Here is a 25,784-nt window from a genome sequence, read left to right as displayed (position 1 = left end):
AGACCGCGGGCGAGGTTCCCCTGGCCACCGAGGGGAAGCCCGAGAATGCGTAGTTATCACCTCGACAGCGGTGCCGGAATCGACGGCCTGGCGATGCGGTGGGACGACGATCCCGTCCCCGGTCCCGGGCAGGTCCTCGTCGCGGTGCGTGCCGTCTCGCTCAGCTACCGCGAGCTGATGGTGCTGCGCGGCGACTACGTGCTGCCGGTGAAGCCGGACGTGGTGCCGGTCTCGGACGGAGCCGGTGAGATCGTCGCGATCGGCTCCGGTGTCCGTACCGCGCGAGTCGGCGACCGGGTGACGGCCACGCTCTTCCCGAGCTGGCAGGACGGCCCGTTCGGCGCCCAGCACCTGCTGCAGCGGGGCGGCTCCCTGGACGGTATGCTGACCGAGCTCGCCGTGATCGACGAGGACGCCCTCGTGCCGATTCCCGATCACCTCTCCTACGAGGAGGCCGCGACACTGCCCTGCGCCGCGGTCACCGCCTGGAACGCCCTGACCGGTGACGGCGACGGCCTCCGGCCAGGCCAGACACTGCTCGTGCAGGGATCTGGCGGGGTATCGCTGTTCGCGCTCCAGTTCGCCAAGGCGCTCGGCGCCCGGGTGATCGCCACGACCAGCAGCCCGGCCAAGGCCGACCGGCTGGCCGAACTCGGCGCCGACGCGATCATCGACTACCGAGCCACCCCCGACTGGCCGGACATGGTCCGGGAGCTGACCGCGGGCCAAGGGGCCGACCGCATCGTCGACGTCACGGGCCTGCTGGATCAGTCACTCAAGGCAGTGGCGATAGCGGGCCACATCGCCTGCGTGGGCTTCGTCTCCGACACCGCGCCGCCGATCGACCCCCGGGTGCTGTTCGCCTCCGGCGCCACGGTGCGCGCCGTCGCCGTCGGCAGCCGCGCCCAGTTCCTCGCGATGAACCGCGCCATAGAAGATCACCAGCTCCGGCCCGTCATCGATCGGGTGTTCGCCTTCGACGACGCCTCTGACGCCTACCGCTACTACGCGTCGGGCAAGGCATTGGGCAAGGTCGTGATCAGGCTCTGAAGCACCTGACCGCAGCCAGGGTCAGCCGCCCAATGCCTCGATCAGCGGTGATCGACATGAGGACTCCCCCGGCCTCGCCTGGACATACGACCACGAGGACGAAGGTCTTCCCGCATCCTCCGCGTCGGCCGGACCGGGCGGGAGGAACATCCCACCGGGCCTCCTCAGGCGTGGAGACCGTGATGACGGCCGGGATGTCGGACGGCGGGTACTCCCCTCCGTGCTCCTTCCACTATCCGGCCGACGCGCGGCGCCGGTCAACGCCTCCGGTGATCCCGGGCGCGGCCACAGTGGAGCAGACCGGGAAGTCCGCCTAACCTGGGAGGGCGAGGGGAGTACTTCCCAAGAGTCGGCCCGGTCAGTACGGACGTGACCTCGTCCCCGGACGGCCGCCCGCGCGATCGTGGGTGAAGGAGACCTCGAACGGCCCGTCGCGTTCGAGGAGGTTCCATGCCCGTCCATACGAGTCTGATCACGGCTGCCCCGCTGGAGAGCATCGGCTCACCGCACCTGTGGTCGATCACCGTCGCGGCTCTCGCGCTGTTGCTGGCCGTGGACTTCGTCCTGACGCGGCGCCCGCACGAGGTGCGGATGGGTGAGGCGGTCGGCTGGTCGGTCTTCTATCTGGCCCTTCCTCTGCTCTTCGGCGTCTACGTGTGGCTCGCGTTCGGGCCTGGGGTGGCGGTGGAGTTCTACACCGGCTACGTGGTGGAGAAGTCGCTGTCGGTGGACAACCTCTTCGTGTTCATGCTCCTGCTGTCCGCCTTCGCAGTGCCGAGCCAGCTGGCCCAGCGGGTGCTGCTGTACGGCATCATCGGGGCGCTGGCGCTGCGTGCGGTCTTCATCGCGCTGGGCGCCGCGGTGTTGGCGAGCGGCACCTGGGCGTTCCTTCTGTTCGGCGCCATCCTGATCATCACCGCGTGGAAGCTCCTCAAGGACGCGCTGAGCGGCAAGGAGCAGAAGGTCGACATCTCCTCCATGCGCACGATCCGCCTGCTGCGGCGCTTCATGCCGGTCACCGACGACTACCGCGGTTCCCACCTGATCGTCCGCGAGCAGGGACGGCGCGCCCTGACTCCGCTGGCACTGGCCATCGTGGCCGTCTTCGCCACCGACATCGTCTTCGCGGTCGATTCGGTGCCCGCGGTGTACGGCGTGACCGAGGATCCCTTCCTCGTCTTCATCACCAACGCCTTCGCCCTGCTGGGCCTGCGGGCACTCTACTTCGTGCTGTTCGGCGCTCTGGCGAAGCTGCGGCACCTGAACCACGGGCTCGGCGTCATCCTGGCCTTCATCGGACTCAAACTCGTCCTGCACTGGGCGCACGGCATCTGGCCCGCAGTCCCGGAAATCCCCACTCTGGCCTCGCTCGGGGTCATCATCGGTGTCCTGGCGACCGTCACGATCACGAGTGTGCACGCCAACCACCGCGAAGCCCGGCGTGTCACCGGCTCACGCTCGAACGGTTGACTCTTCTGATATCCCGCGCTGCGGCTGCGGACGCCCAGGTATGCGCGCACGCCGACGCCTGGGACCCGTCCCGGCTGGAGTACCCCTTCGGCGTGTCCGCCCCGTCCGGTGAGTCAGACGCGCAGGGCGGCACCGAGGTGGTGCTACGCGCTCCGGCCTACCACCACGGCACGCTGGACTGGCACGCCCTCGAACGCAGCGGCGAGACCCGGCTGTCAAGCCGAACCCCGGCGACCCGCCGGCACCGCAGGTGGCGCCGACCCGAAGCGTCTCGACCTTCGTCCCCACCCAGGTGGTCTTCGACGGCATGCCGCACACCCGGTGGTGGGCCTTCGAGGACCGCCGCACGAACTTCGCCGAGGTCTCACCCGACACCACCGACGTCGGCAAGCTGATGCTGATGGAGTTCGCCCTCGTCTTCGCCAACGACTGGTTCGTGGTGCCGTGGACCCTGCCGGTCGGGGTGCTTGCGCGCGTGCGCGGCATCGCGGTCACGACGGTGTTCAACGAGCGGCTATGGGTGGAGCCGGTCGACCAGCTCGCCGGTACGCAGGAGTGGCAGTCGTGGAGCATGTTCGCCCTCACCTCACAGGGCGGCGGCAAGCCGGAGCCGGAACTGGCGCTGCTGCCAAAGGCGCCGAAGGTGCAGAAAGGGCCCGGGCTCGTCGTCCCGCCCGGTGGGTAGGCCCTGCCGACGCTGAACCAGCGGCTGATCACCGCCACCACCCAGCTCGAGCACCGCGGCCCCGCGAAGCCAGCTCCACACCAGCTCGGTGTCGAACACGTGCGCCGGCCCTTCCATCTCCGGCTTCGCATCGACCAGCCACACGGCCTGCCCCGCCTGCCCTTGCGTCGGCGAGGCGAGCGTGGTCATGACCCCGTTGGGCGTCTCGATCCGCCGGCTTCTGCGGCTTTCACCATGCTCATCATGTACTCCCTCAGTGACCAGGTCAGGCGATCCACGCCGGGACGCCGAACTCGGTGCCGTCAGCCCCGAACGCCCGCGCCTCAGCAGGCGCGGTGACCACGGCCGTGTATCCCGAGCCGGCGTCGGCCAGCACCCGCCGAGCGGTCCTGGCCGGCATGATCACCGTGTCCCCCGCGCCGACGACGTACTTCTCCTCGCCCAGTTCCACGGTGGCGCCGCCGTCGAGCCAGACCCACACCTGCTCGGCGTCGAAGTCGTGCAGCGGCCCGATGGCTCCAGGCTTGGCGTCCACCCGCCACACCGAGCGGCCGGCGCCGCCCTGCGTCGGCGAGGCGAAGGTGGTCATGACCCCACCGGGAGTCTCGGACCGGCGAGCTTCGGCACTGCGAATGACAGACAACTCTGTGCTCCTCTAAGATGGACAATCAAGTTGTCTATATAGTGAACCAGGTTGTCTATCGTGTCAAGTGATTCACCGGGCTTCGAACTCCCGCTGCGCCTCCTCATGGGCTTCCGCGCGATCATCGACGAGCTCCACGCCGAACTCGCCCGCCAAGGCCACCCCGACCTACGCCCCATGCACGGCTTCGTCATGCAGGCCGTGGGCCAGAGCGGCACCACCGCCGTGGAACTCGGCCGCACCCTGGGCGTCTCCAAACAAGCCGCGGGCAAGACCATCGAAACCCTCGAACGCCTCGGCTACGTCGAACGCAGCGTCGACCCTTACGACACGCGCCGCAAAATCGTCCGCCTGACCCCGCGCGGCATCGACTCCCTCATCCGCTCCGCGCGGATCTTCGACGACATCCGCAACCGCTGGGCCGCCCGCCTGGGCAAGGACCGCCTACGCGCCATGGAGTCCGACCTACGCCAGGTCACCCCACCGGACTTCTTCCGCCTCGACATCCCCGGCTGGTTCGGCACCCTGTAACGCCGCATGAAGGACCCAACGCCCCCTCCCGGCACGGCACACATCGCACGCGACCAAACCACCGTCGCCAGCACACCCAGTCACAAGTGCGGCAAGCCGCCCCACCTGCCTCCCGCCGACCGGGGCTGAGGACACTCCAGGGCCCCGCTCACCGGCGGCACCGGGCCGGGCGCCGTAACGGCGCCCGGCCACGCGCACACCAGTGCCGTGAAACGGACAGACCCCAGCCACGTGCGGCGGGCAGCGGGTGGAACGGCTTGCCGTAAAGATCCTTCCAGCCGAGCTTGTCGAGCATCTGGTGTGTGAAGCCGAACCGCAGGGCGTCGGTCAGGATCGCCTCGATCTCGTCGAGCTCCGTCGGCGGGAGAACCTCGTCGTGGTCGGCGTCCATCGTGTGCCAGATCGTGTCTTCGCCGTCATGGACGGCGAGCAGCGCGACACGGCTGCCGTCGTCGGCCGACGGGATGACCTCGCCCACGTCGGCCGCCATGGCGGCCGCCTCGGGAAGGCTGTGGCGGATCAGGTGGGTGGCGTGGGCGAGGCTACGCTGCAGCAGGGCGGCGCGGACAATGGCGGCGCGGGCCATCACGTCTTCGACGTCGGCGGCCAGCAGTTCGGGCGCGGCCGGTGTGCGGGCAGATGTGCTCGGGGCCGGGACGCCGGGCGGGGACCGGGGGCGGCGGTCGGACAGGAACAACGGGCCGCGCGGCGCTTTCCGGGTCGCGGACCTACCAGCCGCGGCTCAGCAGGTGACGTGCGGTGGCGCCGCCCTGCCGGCCGGTGGCACCGATGACCGGAGCCACACTCATGACATCACCACCGGGGTGGTCTGGGCCAGAGCAATCCGCCACGTGCCGTCGTCCTTAACCAGCACGAACGTCAGCGCTCCCGTGCGGTCGTCGTTGACGTGCTTGACCAGGTTGGCCAGCGCCACGTCCGGCCGCAGGAACGTGACGTCGAGCAGCTCGTTCTTGGTCAGCACGTCCTTCAATGGGGTGCGCAGCGCCTTGGCCATGACCTCCTTGACCTGCTCGCGGCCGCGCAGCCGGATCCCGGTGAAGTTGACCAGGGACACCTCCTCGGTCAGCAGCCCAGTGAAACCGGCCGCGTCGCTCTGCAACTCTTCGGCGTCGCGGACGACCTGCTCAATCGCCTCGATGTCAGGATTCATGTCGCATCTCCTCAAATTCCGGAGCGATTTGCTCCGCCTTGAGACTATACCGGAGCAAATCGCTCCGCAAATGAAAAGTCTGTGGCGATGACCACACGCAAAGACGTCGCAGAGCGCAACGACCGCGCATTGCTCCAGGCCGCCCGCGACATGCTCGCCGAAGACGGCGCGCACGCGTCCGTCGCCGCCATCGCCGCCCGGGCAGGTGTCGGCATCTTCCCACGCCCCGCACGGAACGAAGTGGGAGAACAGGGCGATGTAGGAGTCGGAGACGAATCGCATGGCCAGCCCGCCATAGCCCCCGTACCGGATGTGCGACTCGGCCAGTAGGTTGTTTTCCCAGGTGCCCATCTGGGAGCCGTCCACCGCGACGACATGGTCGTCCGCGCGGTCGCGCACGAATCCGCCCGCACCGCCGCCGTCGTCGCGGTGCTCAAGGCCACCGGCTGCCGCATCGGCGAGCTCACCGCCGTCCAGCTGGACGCTCTGGGGCACGCCGGCGACAACCGGATTCTCACCCTGCCCGCCAAGGGCGGCCGCCTCCACCGGGTCGTCATCGACGACCATGCCACCGGTCCCCTGCTCGATGCCTAACTGGCCGAGCGTGGCGCGGCACCCGGCCCGCTGTTCGTCACCCGCACCGGCGCCCAACTGCAGCGCTCCTACGTCCTGGACCTGCTGAAGCGGCTCGCGGGTGCCGCCGCCATCCCAGACCCGCACACCCTCACCCCGCATGCCATCCGGCACAGCGTGGCCACCGCGCTGCTGCAGGCAGGAGAACCACTCGACGTGGTGCAGGCCCTGCTCGGCCACGCCGACCCGCGCACCACCAGGCCTACCTGCACGTCGACCAGCTGGACCGCAGCCCCGCTCACCGTGCCGGTCGGCCATCAGCATCCCGCCAGTTCCGCGCTGACGGCTGCCACCGGACGTTCACTCGTCATCGGGTGCCACTGATGATTCGCTGCGGCTCGCTAAATGGTCAGTGATCGTCCGAGGTCGACGATGAAGCGGGCGAGCCCGGCCCGCTTGCGGAAGAGCTCGTGCAGCTCAGGAGTGGGCTCCTGGCCCAGCCGGTCGAAGGGGATCGCGGTCCAGGCGCTGCGCAGCACGAGCGAGGCGACGTAGCCGAAGGAGACCTCGCCGGCGCTCGCCATGGCGGTTACCGAGGCGGCGTACGCGCCCTCGATCGCCTCGTGGACAGCGGGCAGGTCCTCGGGGGCCAACTCGCCGGTGTGGGCCCGGCCGATCAGCAGCTGGCCGAGGTCGTAGCCCACGGCCGCCGGCGACGGCCAGCTCCAGTCGATGGCCACGAACTCCGCCGAGCCGTCGGCGGGGACCAGCAGGTTCCCGGGGCCGGCGTCACCATGGACGAGGGTGTGTGGGAGCCGGTCCAGGGCCTCCACCAGCGGGTCGATCCGGTCGGCGAGCGCCAGCAGGTCGGCCCGGAGTAGCGGGTCGGCGTTCCGAGCGACCAGCGGGTGCCGCCACGTGTCCGGATCACGCACGATCGGCAAGAACAGGTTGGCGACCGGGGTCGACAGGTAGTATCGAAGGTCCTGATTGAGCGGCTCACGCGCCCCCGCCACCGGGTATGCGGCGGCAAGCTCGCCGAGTAGGCGGGCGGCCGAGCGGTAGCGGTCCAGGTCCCATCCATCGGGCGCGACCCGGACGTCTTCCAGCCACATGGCTAGCCGGTCGTCGCCCAGGTCGTCCAGCCGATACATTCGCGGCATCCGCAGCCCGCCGGGCAGCGCGCGGCCGGCCAGGTAGACGTCCGCATCGGCCCGCCAGGGGAAGTGCGTGACCAGTTCGTCTCGCACCTGCTCGGGAACCGTCTCGAATCCGGCCCAGTGCCGGACCGAGTGGACCGACTTGACGAAGAACGACCAAGTCACGCCCCTGGTCGTGGTGCCGTGCACGCGATGGAGCGAGGCCGTCGACAACATCCCGGGACCGTGGTCGAGCAGCTCGACCCGGTGGTCGGCGATCTCCGCCAGCGGGTCGCCGAGGTTCTCGCGAACGAGGCTGGTCAGGTCGCCGATCAATGCCGTGGTCATAGGCAAAGCATGCTAAGCCGCCAAATGCGCTCGCATGAGCATGGTCTACTCAAATACGCTCCTATTCGTGACACTAGGCTCCTGGCCGTTTACCGGGCGTGCGGCGCAACTCGCGCAGATCAGGTTGGCTACCAGGGGCGTGGTCGTCGCCGGCCCGCCGGGGACGGGCAAGAGTCGTCTGGTGGCGCAGGCCGTACACGATCTCGATGGGGTGGCGTGGGTGCGGGCGACCGCGGCCGCCGCGGAGCTCCCGCTGGGCGCCTTTGCGCCGCTGCTTCCCGCGACGCCGCCCGCGGGCAACCCGCTGGGCTGGGCGGCCGCCGCATTACGCGCGCCCGTGCTGGTCGTGGACGACGTCCACCTGCTGGACGCGGCCTCTGCAGTACTCGTCCACCACCTCGCGACGCGCGGCACCCGGGTGATCGCGACGCTCCGCAGCCGAACGCCGGTGCCGGACGCGGTGCTCGCGCTTTGGAAGGACGATCTGGTGCCGCTGCTGGAGCTCGAGCCGTTCACGCTGGAGGAGACCATGGCCGTCCTGCGGGCGGCGCTGGGCGGCCAGGTCGAGGCCGCGACCGCGACCCGGCTGTGGCGCGCCAGCCAGGGCAACGTGCTCTACCTGCGCGAACTCGTGCTGTCCGGAATACTCACCGACGACCGCGGGCTGTGGCGCTGGCGCGGGCCGCTGACGATCACGCCCACGCTGCGCGAGACGATCGCGGGCCGCATCGGCGAGCTGACCGCGCGGGAGCGGGAGGTGCTCGAGCTCCTGGCGTATGGCGAGCCGCTGGGCGCGGACCTGCTGGCCGCGCTCGGCTCCCTCGACGCCGTCAACCACCTGGAGGACCGGCAGCTCGTGATGGTCGAACCGGACGGCCGACGGCTCCAGGTCCGGCTCGCCCACCCCCTGCACGGCGAGGTCATCAGGGACGGCTGCGGGGTGCTGCGCGCGCGCTCGCTGATGCGCCGGCTGGCCCAGGCGGTCGCCGAGGCCGGGCTACGGCGCCGCGAGGACGTCCTCAGGGTGGCCGTATGGCGGCTGGACGCCGGCATGACCGGCGACCTCGAGCTGCTCTTGGCCGGCTGCGAGCACGCGAGGGTCGTCAGGGACCTGGAACTGGCCGTACGGCTCGGGCGCGCGGCCGTGGCCGCCGGCGGCGGGACGCCCGCGCTCGCCGCGCTGGCCACGGTGCTGTTCTACACCGACCGGTACGGCGAGGCCGAGCAGATGTACGCGACCATCTGGGAGGCCGAGCTAGACGAGCCCGCCCGGACCGATCTCGGCATCCAACGGGCGCTGAACCTGACCGTGGGGCTCGGGGACGTCGAGAAGGCGCTGGCCGTACTCGCGGAGACCACCCGTCTCGTCAGCGCGGTCGACATGCGGCAGGCAACGTACATCATGCGGGCCGTCGTGACCACGATCGCCGGCGACCTCACCGTCGCCGAGGAACTCCTCGCGCGGGCGCGCCGCCTGGGGGCGCTCAGCCCGCACGGCGAGCGCGCGATCAGCGGCGCCGACTCGGCCCTCATGGTGGCGCGCGGCCGCCCCACGGTCTGCCTGGCCCTCGTAGCGAAGATCCGCGCCGGCCTGGACAGGGAACCGAACGCCATGGGCAGCCTCAACGCCGCGCTGATCGCGCAGGCCACCACGGCCGCGCTGCTGCTCGGCGACCTGGAGGCCGCCGAGCGGCTCGCCGGGGAAGGGTACGGGTTGGACGGCCAGTTCGGCACCTGGACCCGGGCGATCCTGGAGTTCGGCACGCTCAAGGCCCGCGTGCGGCGGATGCGCGGACGACTCGGCGACGCCCTGGCTGGAGCCCGAGACACCGCGGCCCGGCTACCTACCCCCAGCACCTTGGCGGGGTCCTGCCTCGGCGAGCTGGCGCACGCGCACGCGCTCCTGGGCGACCTCGACGCGGCGGAGCAGGCGCTGGCGCAGGCGGAGGCCACAGGCCTGCCGATCGGCCCCTCCGCCGTCGTGCCCCTGCGATTCGGCCGAGCATGGACCATGGCAGGACGCGGCAACGTGGCGGGGGCCGTCGAGCTCTGCCTCGAAATCGCCGAGAACGCGCTTTCCTGCGACCTGCCGTTCGCGCTGCACGACGTCGTCCGGCTCGGCCATCCCGAGCTGGTCGCGGCGCGGCTCGCCGAGGTCGACGTGGAGGGCCCGCTGGTGGCGCTGTTCGCGCGCCACGCCGCCTCCCGCGACGGCGCCGAACTGGACGCGGTCTCTGAGGGTTTCGAACGGCTCGGCCTGCTGCTGTACGCGGCCGAGGCGGCTGCCCAGGCGGCCGCGCGCTACCGGGACGCGGGCTTGCACCGCGGCGAACGGGCCGCCGAGACCCGAGCCTGGAGGCTCGCCCAGCACTGCCAGGGGGCCCGCACGGTCGCGCTCATGAACCTCGACGCCCCCGAGCTGACCCCCAGGCAGCGCGAGATCGCGGTGCTGGCCGCCCAGGGGCTGACCAACCGCGAGATCGCCGAGCGACTCATCGTCTCCATCCGCACCGTCGCCAACACCTTGTACGCCGTTTACGACAAGATCGGCGTCAACGACCGCACCGCCCTGGCCGCCTTCCTGAACCCGCCGCCCGGCTGAGCGCAGGACTGTTCACCGCGCACCTGGCCTACCGACGGCTCCTCGGCGCCAGCGACAAGGACCGTTCTTCGTCCACCCGCAACCCGGGCCGATGGCAAGCGGGTGGGCTATCTGGTGGACGGTGAGCTGCAGACCTCCAATCCCGGTGAGAGGACGCCGGAGAACACCTACGCGTTGCTGGCCTCGCTGCCGACCGACCCCGACGCACTCCTGGCCACATACCGTGAGCTCTACCAGGATGCGGGCCCTATCGACGACGAGTGGATCTTCCTGCGCTTCGCCGTGACCCTGAGCCAGAACCTCGTCGCCCCGGAGCATGAGGCCGCGATCTTCCGGGCGATAGCCAAGCTGCCCGGGGTGACAGTGGACGAGACGGCGATCGACACCGAGGGACGTCCGGCGCTGTCGGTCTCCCAAGTCGCCGAAGGCCGGCGCAAGGTCGAAATTCTCCTGGACCCCGTGACCTACGCCTACCGGGCGCGGCGGGAGACGGCGATCACCGACCACGAGGAGCGTTACCCCAAGCCGAACGGCGTCCAGATGTTCACCATGAAGGACGGCAAGCAGGTTCCCGTTCCCCCTCATCTGGAGTGGAGCATCGAGAAGGGAACGACCTGGTCGATCTCCACCCGCGTCGCGATCGGCGTCGTGGACCAGGCCGGGGAGCGGCCATGACCCTTTGCATGTCGTGCTCAGGCGAGAGTTGCTGATCTTCGATCAATGCGGCTTTCGAGCGCCCGGGCGGCCAAGGAAGCCCGCGGTCTGCCCACCGGGCGGCCGCCCAAGATGACTCCCCAGCAGGCCCGCGCCAGCGGCCGGTCACCTACCGCGCCGTCATGAACGAGCTGACCGAGGCCCGAGCCGCGCAGGCACCGTCTGACACCTATGAGTCTCGCCGAGCCGCGGAGGCCGCATCCGTGCTGGACCCTGCTGGTCAACTCGGACTCACGGGTCCGGCTGGTGATCTGATGGTGTTGGCCGGCGAATGCGTCCGCGCCGTGTTCGAGGCGTTGGCGGTGTCCGCTCCCGGCTGAGGGGAGCAGGTGTTGGAGGTGCCCGGCTGGGCCGTGAGCCGAGGCACTGGACACGATGCCATGCCGTTCACGATCGAAACGACGGTGACGGGGTCAGTGGTTTTCGGGGAGTGATCTAGTGAGGGCGTCGAGGATCATGTTGAGCCCGATCTCGAACTCGTCGCCGAAGTTGTAGCCGGGCTGGAGGATGTGCTCGGTGGCCAGCTCCATGAGGTGGGGGTACTCCCCGGTGGAGAACTGCCGCATCATCGGTTCGGCGACTTCGGCAACGCTCTCGGGACCCTCGAACGGCAGCGAGGCCTCCTGCAGCGCGAAGCCGTACACATAGCTGTCGATCAAGGCGTAGGCGTGGGCGGTCATCTTCACCGAGAAACCCGCGCCGCGCAGAGTGCCGATGATCGCGTTGTGGTGCCGCAGCGTCGCAGGGCCTGGGCTGGTGCGCGACTCCATGAGCCCGATCGCCCAGGAGTGGCGCTTCAGCACGCCACGAGCCGAGATCGCGCGACGGCGGAGCTCCGATCGCCAGTCGCCATGGGCCGACGGTAGTTCGATCTCGCTGAAGACCATATCGACGATGCCGTCGAGGACCTCGTCCTTGGTGGCGATGTAGTGGTAGAGCGACATCGGCTTGACGCCGAGTTCTTGGGCGAGCGAGCGGATCGTCAGCGATCCGACTCCCCCCGCGTCGGCGACGGTGATGGCGCCGCGCAGCACTCGTTCTCGGCTCAGCGACCCTGATTTGGGCATCTTGCTCCCGGGCGATAGCAATTTCGTACTTAGTACCATATCGTAGCCGTACTTAGTACTATTACGTCCGGCGCACGAGAAGCCACTCGCGGCCGATGCCTGCCACACCCGAACGCTGGGACTCACCATGGCTTCACCCGTACGGCTCGCGCGAACCGTGGGCGTCTACTACCTGGTCGTCGCGGTCTTGGGCGGCTTCGCCCACGGCTACGTGAGGGGAAACGTCTACGTGCCGGGCAACGCCGCCGTCACCGCGGACAACGTCGTGGCCAACGCCTCGCTCGTCAGGATCGGCTTCGCGGCCGACCTGGTGCAGGCGACGCTCATGCTGTTCGTCGTGATGGCCCTCTACCGGCTGCTGCGGCACGTGAGCACCGACACGGCGCGCGCCATGGTCATCTTCGTGGTGGTCTCCACCGCCATCACCTGCCTCAACATGCTCAACCAGCTGGGCGCCCTGCTCGTGGCCACCGAACCCTCCTATGCCCGCGCCTTGGGCGCCGACGGATCCGACGTCCTGGTCCTGCTCCTGCTCGACCTGCAGCACGGCGGGTACCTGATCGCGCAGATCTTCTTCGGCCTATGGCTGTTCCCCCTGGGGATGCTGGCCTACCGATCCGGCATGTTCCCCAAGCCGTTGGGGGCCGTGCTGATGCTCGGGACCATCTCCTACCTCCTCGACGTGGCACTGCAGTTCCTCGCTCCAAACCTTGCGGACACGATCTCCGCACCCGTCCTCGTACCGGTGGTGATCATCGCCGAGGTCTCGATGCTCGGCTACCTCCTGATCAAGGGCGTCAAGACACCCGCGCACGCCGACGCACCGCCGCCTCCCGCCGACCACATACTCCTCACGCCCCAGTGAAAGCAGAAGTCATGTCAACGAGAACAATCGGACGTGTTGTAGGTGCTCTCTTCCTGCTGGCGTTCGTCGTGTACATCGCGGGCGGCGCCCTTGTCGATTCCGCTACAGGCGCCGCGGAGATGAAGCTGTCGGCAGGCGCGCTACTGATGCTGGTCAACTCGGTCGTCGTCGCGGCCATCGGAGTCCTGGCGCTTCCGATCCTGAAACCCCACAGCGAGATCTCTGCCTATGCGTACCTGATCTCCCGAACGGTCGAGGCGGTGATGCTGACCGTGGGGATCCTCTTCCTTCTGCTGCTGATACCGCTCGCGAAGGAGTACGCAGGCGACGCTTCCGTTCTGCCGGCGGTGGCGCGTGTCGCCCGGGAGGGAAACGCCTACTCCTATCACATCGCCATGATCTCGCTGGGGGTCGGCGGCCTGCTGTTCTGCCGCGTCCTGTTCCGAGCCAGACTCGTACCCAGGTTCATGGCCGTATGGGGAGTCGCTGGATATGCCCTCTTCCTGACAGGGACGATCCTTGAGTTCCTCGGGTACGGCGTCGGCCTGGTTTTGTCAGTCCCCGGCGGCCTCTTCGAGGTCGCCGTGGGGGTGCTGCTCATCGTTAAGGGGTTTCCCGCGAGGCAGGGCCGAGACATCACCAGAGCCGAGGTAGCCGCCGCTCACTGATCTCACTACCCGCACCCTCAAATTGCATGGAGCGCCGCGGCGTAACGGCTCGGCGCTCCATGCATCGCATCGTGCGCGATCGCATCGCCTTCGCTGTAGGAGGAGGTGTCGGTCACGATCGTCTCCGGGCGGCGGCCGCCGTCACGGTAGTACAGCACGTCCAGCACATACAGCGAGTCGCGCGGGGTGCCGGCCACGACCTTGCCGCCCAGCCCGGCCGCCTGGTCGTTGATCATGTTGAGCCAAGTCGCGCCGTCGCGGCGGCCGAAGTAGCGAGAGTTGGGGCGCGCGTACACCGACGGGACCGGCACCACGAACCGCATCCCGTCGATGGAGGCGACCAGCCCGCCGCCCCACGCCTTCGCCAGGCCGATCGACTGCTGCGCGGCGATCAGTGCGGCGTTGGCGGCCCGGTAGGTCGCGTGCCGCAGGCAGGTCTGGTCGACGTGCGAGAGCCGGTCCCGCGTCAAGGGCTCGGCCGAGGCGAGCACCGGGGTGTAGCCGACGTTGCAGCTGTGCGCCACCAGCAGCGCGGCGATGGTGACGTCCAGGTCGGCCAACCTGGCCTCCCCACCGGTGATGGAGGTGAAGGCCGCATCGGCGCCGGTCCAGGCGGCGCCCTGACTTCGCCAGTGTCGTAGTTATGACATGACCGATAACGCCACCGTCTTGGGCTTGTCGGCGCATGCTCTGCTTGATCGACTCTCCTCGTCAGGGAGAGAGGAAGACAAGCATGGTAGGCAGAACGTTGGTCGCGGCGGCTGTCCTGGCGGCGGCACTGGCCGCGACCTCGTCGGCGAGCGCCGAAACACCCCCACCCGACGCTGCCGCTGCGAAGAGCGTCACACTGGTCACCGGTGACCGGGTCAGCGTGGAAGGCGGCCGGATCAGCTTCACGGCCGGTCCCGGCCGGCCGAACGTCCGCTACATCACCCAGGGCACCAAGGACGATTGGACGCTCATCCCGCTCGACGTCGCGGGCGATGTGGCCAGGGGTGTGCTTGACCGCAACCTCTTCCGGATCCCGCAGCTGATCAAGGACGGTCTCAGCGAGAAGGCACTGCCGCTGATCGTGCAGTACCGCCAGGGGGCGGCGCCGATGACAGCGTTGTCCGGGGCGCGTCCGCTGGCCTCCATCAACGCCGTCGCCACCGCGGGCGCCCCCTGGGCTCAGCTCAGTCAGGACCGGTCGGTGCAGAAGGTGTGGCTGGACGCGCCCGTCAAGGCCACACTCGACCGCAGCGTGCCGCAGGTCGGCGCGCCGCAGGCATGGCAGGCCGGTTTCACCGGTGAGGGCGTCAAGGTGGCCGTGCTGGACACCGGCGTCGACGACCGCCACCCTGACCTGGCCGGGCGCGTGGAGGCGGCGGCCAACTTCAGCCAGAGTGCCGACGCCGTGGACCGCCAGGGGCACGGCACCCACGTGGCCTCCACCATCGCCGGTCAGGGCGTGGCGGGCACGCCCGCGCGCAAGGGCGTCGCGCCCGGCGCCCGGCTGCTCAACGGCAAGGTGCTCGACGATGCGGGCAGCGGCTACACCTCCGACATCATCGAGGGCATCGAGTGGGCTGCCCAGCAGGGCGCCAAGATCGTCAACATGAGCCTAGGCGCCCCCGACCAGGCCGGACTGGACCCGCTGGAGCAGGCCGTCGAGCGTTACTCCGCCGAGCGCGACATGCTCTTCGTCATCGCGGCGGGCAACGAAGGCCCCCGCGCGGGCAGCCTGGGCAGCCCCGGCAGCGCCGACGCCGCGCTCACCGTCGGCGCCGTGGACTCCGCCGACAAGCTCGCGAGCTTCTCCAGCCGCGGTCCCCGGGCGGGCGACTTCGCGCTCAAGCCCGACCTGACCGCTCCCGGCGTGGCCATTGCCGCGGCCGAGGCGGGCACCGGCGGGCACGTGCGGATGTCGGGGACCTCGATGGCCACCCCGCACGTCGCGGGCGCCGCGGCCATCCTCGCCCAGCAGCACCCCGGCTGGACCTCGCGAGAGATCAAGGCCGCCCTGGTCGGCTCGGCCAAGACCGGCGAGAACGTCTGGGAGTCGGGCACCGGCCGTCTCGACGTGGCCAAGGCGGTACGGCAGAGCGTCGCCGCCGACACCGGCACGCTCGCCTTCGGCCACCTGCGCTGGCCGTATGAGGAAAAGCCCATCGAGCGCACCCTCACCTACCGCAACACCGGCAGCGCGCCCGTCACCCTGAACCTCGCCCTGGAGGCCACCGACCTCGCAGGGAATGCCGCGCCGCAGGGTGTGTTCACGCTGAGCGCCGCGCGGGTCACCGTCCCGGCGGGCGGCAGCGCGCCGGTCACCGTGACCGCCGCGCCCAAGGCGGCCTCCACCACCGCCTACGGCGGGCGGATCGCCGCCTCGGCCGAGGGCGTGGCCCTGTCGACGCTGGTTAGCTTCGGCAAGGAGCCGGAGAGCTACGACCTGCACGTCAAGCTGATCGACCAGCTCGGCACCGTCCCCGACGACTCCGAGGACTTCATGCCGATGACCTTGATGCCCGAGGACGGCGGCCCGCTCATCGACATGGGCATCAACCACGGCGACAGTGAGGGCCCGATCCGCGTACCGGCCGGCCGCTACCTGGCCTACACCGTCATGCGGACCGTGTTCCCCGACGGGCACGGGGAGCTCAGCGTCGTGCCGATCACCGGCCTGGAGGTGAAGGGCGATCGCGAGGTCGTCTTCGACGCCCGCACCGCCAAGATGATGGAGGTCAAGACCGACCGGCCTGACGCCAAGACGACGGGAGAGGAGTTCGTCTTCTTCCAGAAGCGGACGGACGGCCAGGAATGGGCGGCGAGCTTCTCCATCGACCGCTTCTCCCTGCCGCGCAACGTCGCACCCGACCCGCTGCGCTTCCGTGTCGCGCCCACCACCGCCAAGGCGCCCGGGTTCCGCTTCGAGAAGTTCACCCAGCTCGCCGCCCAGCGCTCGGACGGCACGTTCACCGACAGCCCCTATGTCTACAACCTCGTGCTGCGCAAGGACGGCGTGGTGCCGGGCGAGCTGCGGGTGCGTGATCGCGAGCTGGGCAAGGTGCGCGCCGACCTGGCCACCTTGCGGGCGGACGCCATCGGCGCGCCGGGCGCCGGGCCCACGGCGGGCGGACCCCTCGGCGACGGCTACACGGGCTGGAGCCAGACGATCACCGCCTTGCCCGTGACCCAGTCCTGGCACTTCACTCCCGGCATCCCCTGGGAGCGGGCCCTGGAGACGATGCCGAGCGGGCGGCTGCATCAGACGATAGAGCACGCCGACGCGCGCGCCTACCGCGCCGGTCGGCAGGAACACGAGCGGTGGAACTCGGGGGTGGTGGGTACGGCCCTGCGGGATCGGACCCTGGTGACCAGGACCGATGACGCGATCAAGGTCGGCAGCCTGCCCTTGTGGCACGCGGCCGGGCGCGACCGCGTCACCGGCAGCAGCGACTTCGGCGAGGGCACGACCACTCTGCTGCGCGACGGCAAGGTCGTCGCGACGGCCGAGCAGTTGCCCAACTACACCGTGACCCTGCCCGTCGCGCCCGGCTCGGGGCGTTTCCAGCTGCGTGTCGAGGGCACGGCCGACCCCCGGGCCACCGAGCTGTCGTCCAAGCTCACAACCGAGTGGTCGTTCACCTCGGCGGGCGCCGGCCCGGTGCCGCTGTTCGTCCTGCGGGCCGAACCCGAGCTCGACGTGAACAACGCCACCCGCCCCGGTCTGATGGCACTGCCACTACGGCTGCAGCGCATGGAGGGCGCGACCAAGCCGATCACCAAGGTCACCGTCGAGGTCTCTTCCGACGGCAAGTCGTGGCATCGGGCCGCGGCCGTGCCGACGGGCCGTGACACCTGGCGTGCCCTGCTGCTGAACCTGCCGCGCTCGGGCGACTCGGTCTCCCTGCGGCTCACGGCCCGCGACAGCGCGGGCGCCACGGTCAGCCAAACCGTCGAGCGCGCCTTCCTGGTGCGTTGAGCCCCTCGAGAGCGTGCCGGCGCACGAGCGTGTGCGCCGGCACGCTCTCTTGCCGTGCCGCGCGGGCAGACGGCCCAGAGCGCCTGCCCCGAGAGGTCCCTTGCAGCGTCTCCTCCGGGCAGGCGCGCCAGCCGTCCTGCGGCCCCGGCATGTCGGCTCCCCGGCCAGCACGGGCGGCAGCGATGCTGGATCCCGCGCCAGCCTGTGGGTGGGTTCGGTCGCCCTACGGTGACCGGGCGAGCCAATTCTCGGCGCGAAAAAGCCCGGCCTTCCATGCGGAAGCGCCGGGCTCGATCGACCTCGTCCCCGAAAGGATGTCCATCATGGAGAGCACGGGGAAGAAGAAACGTCCTCGCCGCTCGTTCACGCCGGAGTTCAAAGCCGAGATCGTCGACCTGTGCCAGCGCGGTGATCGCTCGATCGGTCAGGTGGCGCGCAGGCGTTGACGAGGGCGCTGCTCGGAGCGGGCGACGACCGGCAGGGCAGGACGCCCTCACGGTTCTGCTGACCACGGCGCCGGGCGGGGCCGAGCGGGGCCGGCGCGTTCGGCGCGGGTTCGCCGCGGGCGTGAAGGAGTGCGCGTGGGCCTACGACAGTCCTGAGCGCACCGTCAGCGGGAAGGGGTTGTCCGGCAGCAGGATGAGCCTGCGGCTGTCGCCGCGCTCGGCCGCGTCCAGGTGCAGCAGCGCCGCGCCGATGCCCGCCGCGCCCACCATGTAGCCGGTGTCGGCGGTGACCTCAGCGGGCCGCAGCCTGCGGTAGGCCTGCCACCACCGCCCCTGCCTCGCCGCGCCGACCAGGTGCTCGCCGAGGGTGAGGGCGAAGGCCCGGTACTCCTCGTGGCCCGTGGCCGCCCACAACCCGACGAACAGCTCCAGCAGCCCGGCCGCGCCGCAGCACTGGCACATGACGTTCCAGAACCCCGGAGTCCGCCGGTACGGCACGCCGCTGGTGAGGATGCCGTGTGCCAGCCGCTCCACCCATGCGGTGTCGCCCAGCTCGTGGAACATCCTGGCCACACCAGCCGAGCCCGAGCAGAAGCCGAGGTAGTGCAGGTGGCGGCCCTGCGGAACGTGGTGGGGCACCAGCGCGCAGGAGCCGTTGACCTCGCTGACCGCCCTGACGAAGCCGGCGCCTCTGGCGGCCGCGTCGTGGAAGCGGGGCTCGCCCGTCACCGCGTGGAGGCGGGCCAGGAGGAAGGCGGTGCCTGCCGTACCGGACAGGAAGCCGGGGGTGACGGCGTCGACGGGAAGGTCGGCGGGCGGCTCGGCGCCGAAGCGGTGGCCCGGGACGGGCAGGTCGGCGATGCGCAGGCCCGCCTCGACGGCGACCCGCTCGTAGGCGGGTTCGCCGAGCAGGGCGGAGGCGTGCAGCAGGGTGAGGATGATGCCGCCGTCGCCGCGCTGGCACGGATCGCCCGTCCAGGTGGGTCCCGCGGCCGCCAGCACATCGGCGGCGCGGGAGGCGGCGACGGTGAAGGCGTCGTCGATGACCCAGCCCGCCTCCGCCAGCGCGAACACCACGCCCGCCAGGCCGTCGTGGAAGGTGGGGTCGCTCTGCTCGGGCCAGACGGCCGCCAGGTACCTGGCGCCTTCGGCGGCGTCCTCCAGGTAGGAGTCGTCTCCTGTGGCCGCGGCCAGCTCGAGGAAGAACAGCACGATGCCGGCCGCGCCTGAGTAGAGCGAGGCGGGCCTGTGCGGGAGCGCCGCGCGTTCGCCTGCTTTCCAGTGGCGGCCTCGGGCATCGTCGACGGCGCACGCGCGGATCCACTGTGCGGCCTCAACGGCGGCCTGCACAGGGGCCTCGATCGGGCTCATGCCACCAGTCTCCCACCCCGTCCAATAACCCGCAAACCTAATAGGTTTAATGTGTTTTAGTACAGTGGCGGGCGATGACGAACGATGACAAGTGCACCGCATGCCTGGGTTCCACGCAGGAGGAGGTCGTGCCCGGCCTGACCCGCGCCTGCCGCGCGTGCGCGGGCACGGGACGCCGCCGCGAGCAGCTGATCTGGGAGCTGGCCCACCTCGAGGCCGAGCAGCTCATCACGCTGCCGGTCGTGCGCGACCTCGTACGGCAGGCCAGCGGCCCCTTCCACCTGTCGGAGGTCGCCGACACCGTCAGGGCCATGCTCGACCTGCCCCCCGGACGGCTGCCCGTCGGGCCCAGAGTGCGCGACCTGCTCCTTCAGATGGAGGCCGTGGGCGAGATCGTGATGGTGTCGGCCCCCGACGAGCTGCTCGACGGGACCGAGGTCGTGCTGCACCGCGATCCGGCTTGGGAGAGGGTCCGCACGCTGGGCATCTAGTCCGGCCGGACGCGGCAGAGGATCTCGCCGTGCAGGATCGACATCCATCCGTCGCCGGACGCGGCCCATTCGCGCCAGCCGTCCGAGATCCGCTGGAGGTCGGACCGAGTGGCCGCGCCGGAGGCCAGGGCCTGGCGCGCCATGTCGGAGCGCAGGATCCGCTCCGCCCACATGCCGCCCCACCATTGCCTGTCGCCGTCGGTGGCGAAGCACCAGGTGGAGGAGGTGGCGGTGATGTCGGTGAAGCCGGCCTCGCGGGCCCATGACAGCAGGCGCCGTCCCGCGTCGGGCTCGCCGCCGTTGGCGCGGGCAAGGCGCTGGTAGAGCTCCATCCACGCCTCCAGCGCAGGCAGTCGCGGATACCAGGCGAAGGCCGCGTAGTCGCTGTCGCGGACCGCGACGTACCCGTCGGGCCTGGTGACCCTGCGCATCTCGCGCAGGGCCCGCACGGGGTCGCCGACGTGTTGCAGCACCTGGTGAGCGTGGACGACGCAGAAGGTGTCGTCGGGGTAGTCGAGCGCGTGCGCGTCGGCGACGGCGAAGTCGACATTGGTCAGGCCGCGCGCCGCGATCTCGGCCCTGGCCAGCTCCAGCGCCTCGGCCGTCACCTCCGTCGCGGTCAGGTGGCCGACCATGGCCGCCAGGTCCGCGCTGATGGTGCCAGGACCCGCGCCGACCTCGAGGACCTTCATGTGCGGCTTCAAGTGAGGCAGCAGGTAGGCGGCCGAGTTCTCGGCGGTGCGCCAGCGGTGGGAGCGCAGGACCGACTCATGGTGGCCGTGGGTATATATGGCGTTCATGGGACAGCACACTAGCTCCGCTTCTCATATTTTAAGAAGATATGTCTCATATATAGAGACGCTGTGTTGAAATGTCCGATGAGATAGGAATAGCGGACGACAATGCCACGTTGGCTTCCTGTTGTCCTCAATCCCAGGAGTCGCGCCTTGCTACCGTCCGTGGTCGCTCCGCTGGAGCTCGCCGCCCGCGCCGTCTACACCGCGGGTCCGCTGGCCGCGCCGCCGCGCACCCTGCTCGACATCCTCGAGGAGACGACGACGGCCCACCCCGACGCGCCCGCCCTCGACGACGGCCAGGTCTCGCTGACCTACCGGGAGCTCGGCGCCCGCGTGGCGCGGCTGGCGGGCGAGCTGGCCGAGGCAGGGGTACGGCGCGGCGACAGGGTAGGCGTGCGGGTGCCGTCGGGCACGGCCGAGCTGTACATCACGATCCTCGCCGTGCTGACCGCGGGCGCCGCCTACGTGCCCGTGGACGCCGACGACCCCGACGAGCGCGCCGAGCTGGTCTTCTCCGAGGCGGGCGTCCGCGCGGCGGTCACCGACCGGATCACCGTGTACGGCGAGCCGGCCCCCTTGACGGCCGGCGGCAGGCCGGCCCCCGGCGACGACGCGTGGATCATCTTCACCTCTGGCTCGACGGGCAAGCCCAAGGGCGTGGCGGTCACGCACCGCAACGCCGCCGCCTTCGTCGACGCAGAGGCGGGCCTGTTCCTCGCCGAGCGGCCTCTGGGTCCTGGCGATCGCGTGCTGGCCGGGCTGTCGGTGGCCTTCGACGCCTCCTGCGAGGAGATGTGGCTGGCCTGGCGCCATGGCGCGTGCCTGGTCGCCGCCCCCAGGTCGCTGGTGCGCACCGGCATGGACCTCGGTCCTTGGCTGGTCACCCACGGCATCACGGTCGTCTCGACCGTGCCGACCCTGGCGGCGCTGTGGCCGGCCGAGACGCTCGACGACGTCCGCCTGCTGATCTTCGGCGGCGAGGCGTGCCCTCCCGAGCTGGCGGCGCGGCTGGCCGTACCCGGCAGAGAGGTGTGGAACACCTACGGCCCCACCGAGGCCACGGTCGTGGCGAGCGCGGCGCTGATGACCGGCGAAGGCCCGGTGCGGATCGGCCTGCCGCTGGACGGCTGGGACCTGGCGGTCGTCGACGAGCGGGGCGAGCCGGTCGAGATGGGCGGCACCGGCGAGCTGATCATCGGCGGCGTCGGACTGGCCCGCTACCTGGACCCCGACAAGGACGCCGAGAAGTACGCACCGCTGCCCAGCATGGGCTGGGAGCGCGCCTACCGCAGCGGCGACCTCGTGCGCGCCGAGCCCGAGGGGCTGGTCTTCGCGGGCCGCGCCGACGAGCAGATCAAGCTGGGCGGCCGGCGCATCGAGCTCGGTGAGGTGGACGCGGCCCTGCAGGCGCTGCCAGGAGTGGCCGGCGCGGCGGCGGCCGTGCGCGGCCAGCTGCTGGTCGGCTACCTCGTCGCGGCGGAGGATTTCGACCTGGCCGAGGCCAGGGAGCTGCTGCACGAGTCCTTGCCCGCCGCGCTCGTCCCCCGTCTGGCGGTCGTCGAGGACCTGCCGACCCGCACCTCCGGCAAGATCGACCGCAACGCGCTGCCGTGGCCGCTCCCCCAGCGGCAGGCGCAGCACGGATGGCTGGCCGAGCAGTGGGCGGCCGTGCTCGGCGTGGCGCCCGAGGGTGCGGAGACCGACTTCTTCACCGAGGGAGGCGGCAGCCTGGCCGCGGCGCGGCTGGTGTCCGCCCTGCGCGTCCGCTACCCCGAGGTGACCGTCGCCGACCTCTACGAGCACTCGACGTTCGGCGCGCTCCACGAACTGCTGGGTGACGAACAGCCGCAGCAGGCCCGAGGCCGGGCGCGCGAGATCGCGCCCATGCCGCTGCGCGCGTCGCTGGCGCAGGCGGCGCTCATGGTGCCGCTGATGACCGTGACGGGGCTGCGCTTCCTCGTCGTGGTCGCGGCGCTGGTCAACCTGCTGTGGACGCCGGTGTTGTCGTGGTGGTGGGTCGCGGCGGGCGCGCTGGCGCTGCTGTCGCCGCCGGGACGGCTCGCGCTGTCGGCGGGCGTCGCCCGGCTGCTGCTGCGTGGACTCAAGCCTGGGCGCTATCCGCGCGGCGGCGCCGTCCATCTTCGGCTGTGGTTCGCCGAGCAGTTCGCGGCCAGGCTCGGACTGCCCGACCTGGGCAGCGCGCCGCTGATGTCGTGGTACGCCAGGCTGCTGGGCGCGCAGGTGGGCGCCGACGCCGACCTGCACTCGGCGCCGCCCATCACCGGCATGCTCAGGCTCGGCAGGGGCGCCTCCGTCGAGCCCGAGGTCGACCTGAGCGGCGTTTGGTACGACGGCGACCAGGTGCGCGTCGGCGAGATCAGGATCGGCGTGGGCGCGTCGGTCGGATCGCGCTCGACGCTGCTGCCCGGCACGAAGATCGGCAAGCACGCGCAGGTCGCGCCGGGCTCGGCGGTCCAGGGCGCGATCCCCTCCGGCACGAGGTGGGCGGGCGCGCCCGCCACCAGGCAGGGCAAGGCGCGCAGGGCCGATGAGCGGCCGTCCAGGTCGCGGTTCTGGGTCGGGATGTACGCGATCTCGGCGCTCGCGCTGAGCCTGCTGCCCGCCGTCGGGATCGGCGCCGCCCTCGCGGTGCTGCTGGCGACGAACACGCTGTGGGCGCTCCCCTTGGCCACGGTCGCGGGGATGATGGCGTTCGCGCTGGTCACGCTCGTGGGCGTGCGGCTGCTCGCCATCGGAATGGTTCCCGGCCAGTACCCCGTGCACAGCCGGGCGGCCTGGCAGGCGTGGGCGACGGGCAGGCTGATGTCCTCGGCCAGGGTGTGGCTGTTCCCGCTGTACGCCAGCATCCTGACGCCGAGCTGGCTGCGCGCCCTCGGCATGAAGGTGGGCCGCGACGCCGAGCTTTCCACGGTGCTCGCGTTGCCTTCCATGACCTCGGTCGGCGACGGCGCGTTCCTGGCCGACGACACGATGGTCGCCCCGTACGAGCTGGACGGCGGGTGGATGCGGATCGCGGAGGCCCGCATCGGCAAACGCGCCTTCCTCGGCAACTCCGGCATGACCGCTCCGGGCCGCAAGGTGCCCAAGGACGGCCTGGTCGGCGTGCTGTCGGCAACGCCGAAGAAGGCGAAGTCGGGCTCGTCCTACCTGGGTATGCCGCCGGTGGAGCTGCGCCGTACCAGCCAGGGAGGCGACCGCAGCCGCACCTACGACCCGCCCGCGCGGTTGAAGGCCGCTCGCGCGCTGGTCGAGCTGTGCCGCCTGGTGCCGGCCACCTGCACGGCCGCGCTGGCGGCGCTGACCGCGGGCGCGCTGCTGTGGATCGCCTCCACGTACGGCACGGCCGCCGCCGCCCTGCTGAGCGGCGTGGTGCTTCTGGCGGCGGGAGTGGTCGCCGCCGCGGTGGCCAGCCTGGCCAAGTGGGCGCTCCTGGGCCGGATCGCCGCCGGTGACCGGCCGCTGTGGAGCTCGTTCGTGTGGCGCAACGAGCTGGCCGACAACTTCGTCGAGATGCTGGCCGCGCCCTGGTTCGCCGACCCGTGGCTGGGCACGGCACCGCTGAACGTGTGGCTGCGCTCGCTCGGGGCACGCATCGGGCGTGGGGTCTCCTGCCACACCTACTGGCTGCCCGAGGCGGACCTGGTGAGCCTCGGAGACGGCGCGTGTGTCAACCGCGGTTGCGTCCTGCAGACGCATCTGTTCCATGATCGGGTCATGAGCATCGACACCGTCGACCTCGCCGCCGGCGCTACGCTGGGCCCCCACGGGGTCGTGCTGCCCGCCGCGACGATCGGCGCGCACGCCACTGTCGGCCCCGCCTCATTGGTGATGCGGGGGGAGAACGTGCCCGAGGGGACTCGCTGGTTCGGCAACCCCATCTCGCCATGGCGGTGACGCCCTACTTCCCCGGGCATGGGGACCCGCGTTTCGGAGTCACGCACTACGACCTCGACCTGCGCTACCGCGTGTCGACGAACTGGCTGGGCGCCCTGGCCACGCTGTCGGTCGAGACCGCGGAGCCGGTGAGCGACCTGGAGCTCGATCTGGGCCCGTTCACCGTGAACTCGGTCAAGGTCGACGGCGTCCGCGTCCTCCACGTCCACCGGGCGGGCAGGCTCAGGGTGCCGCTCGGCAGGTCGCGTCCCGCCGGGGCGGCGATCGGCGTCGAGGTCGCCTACGCGGGCAAGCCGCAGCCGGTCTCCAGCCCCTTCGGCGGCGTGGGCTGGGAGGAGCTGACCGACGGCGCGCTGGTGGCCAGCCAGCCGATCGGCGCGCCCTCGTGGTTCCCCTGCAACGACAGACCGGACGACAAGGCGACCTACACCATGACGGTGACGACCGCCTCGCCGTACCAGGTGCTGACCAACGGCTCCCTGGCGCTCAAGCGGCGCGCGGGGGGCAACACCACCTGGATCTTCTCCCGTACCGACCCGATGGCCACCTATCTGGCCACCGTCCAGATCGGCCGCTACCAGATCGGTGACGGGCTGGCCTACCCTGCCAGGCTCGCCGCCCGCGCCAGGAACGACTTCGGCCGGCAGGGCGAGATGCTGGCGCTGTTCAGCGACAGGTTCGGCGCCTACCCCTTCGACGCCTACACCGCGGTCATCGCCGACGACGAGCTGGAGATCCCGATCGAGGCGCAGGGCCTGTCGATCTTCGGGCGCAACCACGTCGACGGGCGGCGCGGCTCCGAACGGCTGGTCGCGCACGAGCTGGCCCACCAGTGGTTCGGCAACAGCCTGACCATCGGCAGCTGGAACGACATCTGGCTGCACGAGGGCTTCGCCGCCTACGCCGAGTGGCTCTGGTCGGAGGCCTCGGGCGGCGAGCCCGCCGCCGCGCACGCCAAACGCTGGCACCAGAGGCTGGCGGTCATGCCGCAGGACTTCACGCTCGCCGACCCGGGGCCTCGCCGCCTGTTCGACGACCGCGTCTACAAGCGCGGCGCGCTCACGGTGCACCGGCTGCGGGAGGAGATGGGCGATCCGGCCTTCTTCGGGATGGTGCGCGCGTGGACGGCCGAGAACCGGCATTCCACCGTGACCACCGACGCGTTCGTCGCCCACGCGCAGCGCCACACCTCCCGCCCGCTCGCCCCGGTGTTCTCCGGCTGGCTGTACGACCGGACCCTGCCCCGTTTCTCCTGACCGCGTGCGGGCAGGCGG

General features: G+C 70.7%; 22 protein-coding genes and 2 pseudogenes. 15 read left to right on the top strand and 9 right to left on the bottom strand.

Annotated elements, in window-relative coordinates:
• Positions 1 to 45: 45 nt before the first annotated feature.
• The 3 genes from AB0B45_RS35645 (at position 46) to AB0B45_RS35635 (ending at position 3,205) form a co-directional block, all read left to right on the top strand.
• Entirely contained in the window at positions 46 to 1,050 is a 1,005-nt protein-coding gene (locus tag AB0B45_RS35645; RefSeq protein ID WP_358139769.1) for an NAD(P)-dependent alcohol dehydrogenase, read from the top strand.
• A gap of 450 nt (positions 1,051 to 1,500) precedes the next feature.
• Positions 1,501 to 2,520 (top strand): TerC/Alx family metal homeostasis membrane protein, encoded by a 1,020-nt coding sequence (locus tag AB0B45_RS35640; protein WP_358139766.1) that lies wholly within the window; start codon positions 1,501 to 1,503, stop codon positions 2,518 to 2,520.
• Between the two features lie 250 nt (positions 2,521 to 2,770).
• Complete coding sequence (locus AB0B45_RS35635) at positions 2,771 to 3,205, top strand: hypothetical protein (protein ID WP_358139763.1); 435 nt, start codon at positions 2,771 to 2,773, stop codon at positions 3,203 to 3,205.
• 265 nt (positions 3,206 to 3,470) lie between these two features.
• Here AB0B45_RS35635 and AB0B45_RS35630 read toward each other — a convergent pair whose 3' ends face one another.
• Positions 3,471 to 3,794 (bottom strand): cupin domain-containing protein, encoded by a 324-nt coding sequence (locus tag AB0B45_RS35630; RefSeq protein ID WP_358139760.1) that lies wholly within the window; start codon positions 3,792 to 3,794, stop codon positions 3,471 to 3,473.
• 114 nt (positions 3,795 to 3,908) lie between these two features.
• Between AB0B45_RS35630 and AB0B45_RS35625 the strand changes: the two genes are divergently transcribed.
• Positions 3,909 to 4,379 (top strand): MarR family winged helix-turn-helix transcriptional regulator, encoded by a 471-nt coding sequence (locus AB0B45_RS35625; RefSeq protein WP_358139757.1) that lies wholly within the window; start codon positions 3,909 to 3,911, stop codon positions 4,377 to 4,379.
• 148 nt (positions 4,380 to 4,527) lie between these two features.
• Here the strand turns inward: AB0B45_RS35625 and AB0B45_RS35620 are convergent, their stop codons facing one another.
• The 3 genes and pseudogenes from AB0B45_RS35620 to AB0B45_RS35610 form a co-directional block, all read right to left on the bottom strand.
• The gene (locus AB0B45_RS35620; RefSeq protein WP_358139755.1) at positions 4,528 to 5,076 is read right to left on the bottom strand and encodes a hypothetical protein; all 549 of its coding nucleotides are present in this window, start codon (positions 5,074 to 5,076) and stop codon (positions 4,528 to 4,530) included.
• A 108-nt stretch (positions 5,077 to 5,184) separates the two neighbouring features.
• The gene (locus tag AB0B45_RS35615) at positions 5,185 to 5,724 is read right to left on the bottom strand and encodes an SgcJ/EcaC family oxidoreductase (protein WP_358139783.1); all 540 of its coding nucleotides are present in this window, start codon (positions 5,722 to 5,724) and stop codon (positions 5,185 to 5,187) included.
• Positions 5,725 to 5,766: 42 nt separating this feature from the next.
• Positions 5,767 to 5,919, bottom strand: a pseudogene (locus tag AB0B45_RS35610) (Tn3 family transposase); the annotation flags it as partial.
• A 225-nt stretch (positions 5,920 to 6,144) separates the two neighbouring features.
• On the opposite strand from AB0B45_RS35610, the gene AB0B45_RS35605 reads away from it, so the two are divergent.
• Positions 6,145 to 6,507: a tyrosine-type recombinase/integrase gene (locus AB0B45_RS35605; RefSeq protein ID WP_358139781.1), complete on the top strand. Its 363-nt coding sequence runs from the start codon at positions 6,145 to 6,147 to the stop codon at positions 6,505 to 6,507.
• Positions 6,508 to 6,524: 17 nt separating this feature from the next.
• Here AB0B45_RS35605 and AB0B45_RS35600 read toward each other — a convergent pair whose 3' ends face one another.
• Entirely contained in the window at positions 6,525 to 7,610 is a 1,086-nt protein-coding gene (locus tag AB0B45_RS35600; RefSeq protein ID WP_358139752.1) for a phosphotransferase, read from the bottom strand.
• A 67-nt stretch (positions 7,611 to 7,677) separates the two neighbouring features.
• Between AB0B45_RS35600 and AB0B45_RS35595 the strand changes: the two genes are divergently transcribed.
• From AB0B45_RS35595 to AB0B45_RS35585, 3 genes are all read left to right on the top strand, one after another.
• Positions 7,678 to 10,212: a LuxR C-terminal-related transcriptional regulator gene (locus AB0B45_RS35595; RefSeq protein WP_358139749.1), complete on the top strand. Its 2,535-nt coding sequence runs from the start codon at positions 7,678 to 7,680 to the stop codon at positions 10,210 to 10,212.
• Positions 10,213 to 10,314: 102 nt separating this feature from the next.
• Positions 10,315 to 10,887: a hypothetical protein gene (locus tag AB0B45_RS35590; protein ID WP_358139747.1), complete on the top strand. Its 573-nt coding sequence runs from the start codon at positions 10,315 to 10,317 to the stop codon at positions 10,885 to 10,887.
• 161 nt (positions 10,888 to 11,048) lie between these two features.
• Complete coding sequence (locus tag AB0B45_RS35585; protein WP_358139744.1) at positions 11,049 to 11,246, top strand: hypothetical protein; 198 nt, start codon at positions 11,049 to 11,051, stop codon at positions 11,244 to 11,246.
• Positions 11,247 to 11,339: 93 nt separating this feature from the next.
• Here AB0B45_RS35585 and AB0B45_RS35580 read toward each other — a convergent pair whose 3' ends face one another.
• Positions 11,340 to 11,993, bottom strand: coding sequence for a TetR/AcrR family transcriptional regulator C-terminal domain-containing protein (locus tag AB0B45_RS35580; protein WP_358139741.1), 654 nt, complete (start codon positions 11,991 to 11,993; stop codon positions 11,340 to 11,342).
• A 127-nt stretch (positions 11,994 to 12,120) separates the two neighbouring features.
• On the opposite strand from AB0B45_RS35580, the gene AB0B45_RS35575 reads away from it, so the two are divergent.
• Both AB0B45_RS35575 and AB0B45_RS35570 read left to right on the top strand, forming a co-directional pair.
• Positions 12,121 to 12,858, top strand: a complete 738-nt coding sequence (locus tag AB0B45_RS35575; protein WP_358139739.1) for a DUF4386 domain-containing protein — start codon at positions 12,121 to 12,123, stop codon at positions 12,856 to 12,858.
• Positions 12,859 to 12,869: 11 nt separating this feature from the next.
• A complete protein-coding gene (locus AB0B45_RS35570; protein WP_358139736.1) occupies positions 12,870 to 13,526 on the top strand; it encodes a DUF4386 domain-containing protein in 657 nt (218 codons plus the stop codon).
• Between the two features lie 17 nt (positions 13,527 to 13,543).
• On the opposite strand, the pseudogene AB0B45_RS35565 reads toward AB0B45_RS35570, so the two are convergent.
• Positions 13,544 to 14,128, bottom strand: a pseudogene (locus tag AB0B45_RS35565) (Tn3 family transposase); the annotation flags it as partial.
• 131 nt (positions 14,129 to 14,259) lie between these two features.
• Between AB0B45_RS35565 and AB0B45_RS35560 the strand changes: the two are divergent.
• The gene (locus AB0B45_RS35560; RefSeq protein ID WP_358139733.1) at positions 14,260 to 17,490 is read left to right on the top strand and encodes a S8 family serine peptidase; all 3,231 of its coding nucleotides are present in this window, start codon (positions 14,260 to 14,262) and stop codon (positions 17,488 to 17,490) included.
• 323 nt (positions 17,491 to 17,813) lie between these two features.
• A complete protein-coding gene (locus AB0B45_RS35555; RefSeq protein WP_358139730.1) occupies positions 17,814 to 17,936 on the top strand; it encodes a transposase in 123 nt (40 codons plus the stop codon).
• A gap of 141 nt (positions 17,937 to 18,077) precedes the next feature.
• Here AB0B45_RS35555 and AB0B45_RS35550 read toward each other — a convergent pair whose 3' ends face one another.
• On the bottom strand, positions 18,078 to 19,307 hold the full coding sequence (locus AB0B45_RS35550; RefSeq protein ID WP_358139728.1) for a lanthionine synthetase LanC family protein: 1,230 nt from the start codon (positions 19,305 to 19,307) through the stop codon (positions 18,078 to 18,080).
• Between the two features lie 74 nt (positions 19,308 to 19,381).
• On the opposite strand from AB0B45_RS35550, the gene AB0B45_RS35545 reads away from it, so the two are divergent.
• Positions 19,382 to 19,798, top strand: coding sequence for a hypothetical protein (locus AB0B45_RS35545; protein ID WP_358139725.1), 417 nt, complete (start codon positions 19,382 to 19,384; stop codon positions 19,796 to 19,798).
• On the opposite strand, the gene AB0B45_RS35540 is transcribed toward AB0B45_RS35545, so the two are convergent.
• Entirely contained in the window at positions 19,795 to 20,598 is an 804-nt protein-coding gene (locus tag AB0B45_RS35540; RefSeq protein ID WP_358139722.1) for a methyltransferase domain-containing protein, read from the bottom strand. The genes AB0B45_RS35545 and AB0B45_RS35540 overlap by 4 nt on opposite strands.
• 147 nt (positions 20,599 to 20,745) lie before the next feature.
• On the opposite strand from AB0B45_RS35540, the gene AB0B45_RS35535 reads away from it, so the two are divergent.
• Together AB0B45_RS35535 and AB0B45_RS35530 are read left to right on the top strand one after the other, a co-directional pair.
• Positions 20,746 to 24,510 (top strand): Pls/PosA family non-ribosomal peptide synthetase, encoded by a 3,765-nt coding sequence (locus AB0B45_RS35535; RefSeq protein ID WP_358139719.1) that lies wholly within the window; start codon positions 20,746 to 20,748, stop codon positions 24,508 to 24,510.
• A complete protein-coding gene (locus AB0B45_RS35530) occupies positions 24,501 to 25,766 on the top strand; it encodes a M1 family metallopeptidase (RefSeq protein ID WP_358139717.1) in 1,266 nt (421 codons plus the stop codon). The genes AB0B45_RS35535 and AB0B45_RS35530 overlap by 10 nt, the downstream gene beginning before the upstream one ends.
• Positions 25,767 to 25,784: the final 18 nt, after the last annotated feature.

Origin of the sequence: Nonomuraea sp. NPDC049152 (assembly GCF_040648355.1) — a bacterium.
Classification (GTDB): domain Bacteria; phylum Actinomycetota; class Actinomycetes; order Streptosporangiales; family Streptosporangiaceae; genus Nonomuraea.
The sequence above is the reverse complement of the archived record's forward strand: the minus strand, read 5'-3'. Positions and strand labels throughout refer to the sequence as shown.

What these genes read in the sequence shown, in the direction of transcription:
- AB0B45_RS35575 (WP_358139739.1), top strand. Translation starts at nt 12,121, where the DNA reads ATGGCTTCACCCGTACGGCTCGCGCGAACCGTGGGCGTCTACTACCTG.
- AB0B45_RS35630 (WP_358139760.1), bottom strand. Translation starts at nt 3,794, where the DNA reads ATGACCACCTTCGCCTCGCCGACGCAGGGCGGCGCCGGCCGCTCGGTG.
- AB0B45_RS35585 (WP_358139744.1), top strand. Translation starts at nt 11,049, where the DNA reads ATGAACGAGCTGACCGAGGCCCGAGCCGCGCAGGCACCGTCTGACACC.
- AB0B45_RS35640 (WP_358139766.1), top strand. Translation starts at nt 1,501, where the DNA reads ATGCCCGTCCATACGAGTCTGATCACGGCTGCCCCGCTGGAGAGCATC.
- AB0B45_RS35570 (WP_358139736.1), top strand. Translation starts at nt 12,870, where the DNA reads ATGTCAACGAGAACAATCGGACGTGTTGTAGGTGCTCTCTTCCTGCTG.
- AB0B45_RS35600 (WP_358139752.1), bottom strand. Translation starts at nt 7,610, where the DNA reads ATGACCACGGCATTGATCGGCGACCTGACCAGCCTCGTTCGCGAGAAC.
- AB0B45_RS35545 (WP_358139725.1), top strand. Translation starts at nt 19,382, where the DNA reads ATGACGAACGATGACAAGTGCACCGCATGCCTGGGTTCCACGCAGGAG.
- AB0B45_RS35540 (WP_358139722.1), bottom strand. Translation starts at nt 20,598, where the DNA reads ATGAACGCCATATATACCCACGGCCACCATGAGTCGGTCCTGCGCTCC.
- AB0B45_RS35560 (WP_358139733.1), top strand. Translation starts at nt 14,260, where the DNA reads ATGGTAGGCAGAACGTTGGTCGCGGCGGCTGTCCTGGCGGCGGCACTG.
- AB0B45_RS35580 (WP_358139741.1), bottom strand. Translation starts at nt 11,993, where the DNA reads ATGCCCAAATCAGGGTCGCTGAGCCGAGAACGAGTGCTGCGCGGCGCC.
- AB0B45_RS35645 (WP_358139769.1), top strand. Translation starts at nt 46, where the DNA reads ATGCGTAGTTATCACCTCGACAGCGGTGCCGGAATCGACGGCCTGGCG.
- AB0B45_RS35555 (WP_358139730.1), top strand. Translation starts at nt 17,814, where the DNA reads ATGGAGAGCACGGGGAAGAAGAAACGTCCTCGCCGCTCGTTCACGCCG.
- AB0B45_RS35550 (WP_358139728.1), bottom strand. Translation starts at nt 19,307, where the DNA reads ATGAGCCCGATCGAGGCCCCTGTGCAGGCCGCCGTTGAGGCCGCACAG.
- AB0B45_RS35530 (WP_358139717.1), top strand. Translation starts at nt 24,501, where the DNA reads ATGGCGGTGACGCCCTACTTCCCCGGGCATGGGGACCCGCGTTTCGGA.